This is a genomic window from Serratia sp. 14-2641 (assembly GCF_001692375.1).
GTDB lineage: Bacteria > Pseudomonadota > Gammaproteobacteria > Enterobacterales > Enterobacteriaceae > Chania > Chania fonticola_C.
Genome location: NZ_LXKR01000094.1, coordinates 1 through 1,241, shown reverse-complemented (window position 1 = coordinate 1,241; position 1,241 = coordinate 1). Strand labels below are relative to the sequence as shown.

At 64.3% G+C, this 1,241-nt stretch carries 1 protein-coding gene; it reads left to right on the top strand.

What is annotated here, in order from left to right:
* Positions 1-12 precede the first annotated feature (12 nt).
* The coding region (locus tag A6U95_RS26880; protein ID WP_198927330.1) for an Ig-like domain-containing protein at positions 13-1,241 on the top strand (1,229 nt) is incomplete at its 3' end.

The following is a 1,241-nucleotide window of genomic DNA, read 5'->3' as shown; positions in this document are numbered from 1 at the left end:
GAGGTGGGCGGCGTGACCAGCAGCACCGACCTGAGCTTCGTGGCGGACAATGCCACGGCGACCATCGACGAGAACGGCCTGACGGCAGAAGCGGGTAACACCGTGGCCAACGGCACCGACGTCAATACCGTGCAGTTGCCGGTGAAGGATGCGAACGGCAACCCGATCCCAGGCTTCGACGTCACCTTTACCGTGACCGAGCCGGACGGCTCGACCCGTCAGCAGACGGTGACCACCGACGAGAACGGTATCGCCTCTCTGCCGGTGACCAGCGATAAAGCGGGCAGCGTCAAGGTGGAAGCGGAAGTCGGCGGCGTGACCAGTAGCACCGACCTGAGCTTCGTGGCGGACAACAGCACGGCCAAGATCGACGAGAACGGCCTGACGGCAGAAGCGGGTAACACCGTGGCCAACGGCACCGACGTCAACACCGTGCAGTTGCCGGTCAAGGATGCGAACGGCAACCCGATCCCGGGCTTTGATGTCACCTTTACCGTGACCAACCCGGACGGTTCGACCCGTCAGCAGACGGTGACCACTGACGAGAACGGTATCGCCTCTCTGCCAGTGACCAGCGATAAAGCGGGCAGCGTCAAGGTGGAAGCGGAGGTGGGCGGCGTGACCAGCAGCACCGACCTGAGCTTCGTGGCGGACAACAGCACGGCCAAGATCGACGAGAACGGCCTGACGGCGGAAGCGGGTAACACCGTGGCCAACGGCACCGACGTCAACACCGTGCAGTTGCCGGTGAAGGATGCGAACGGCAACCCGATCCCGGGCTTCGAGGTCACCTTTACCGTGACCGAGCCGGACGGTTCGACCCGTCAGCAGACGGTGACCACTGACGAGAACGGTATCGCCTCTCTGCCGGTGACCAGCGACAAGGCGGGCAGCGTCAAGGTGGAAGCGGAGGTGGGCGGCGTGACCAGCAGCACCGACCTGAGCTTCGTGGCGGACAATGCCACGGCGACCATCGACGAGAACGGCCTGACGGCAGAAGCGGGTAACACCGTGGCCAACGGCACCGACGTCAATACCGTGCAGTTGCCGGTGAAGGATGCGAACGGCAACCCGATCCCAGGCTTCGACGTCACCTTTACCGTGACCGAGCCGGACGGCTCGACCCGTCAGCAGACGGTGACCACCGACGAGAACGGTATCGCCTCTCTGCCGGTGACCAGCGATAAAGCGGGCAGCGTCAAGGTGGAAGCGGAAGTCGGCGGCGTGACCAGTAGCACCGA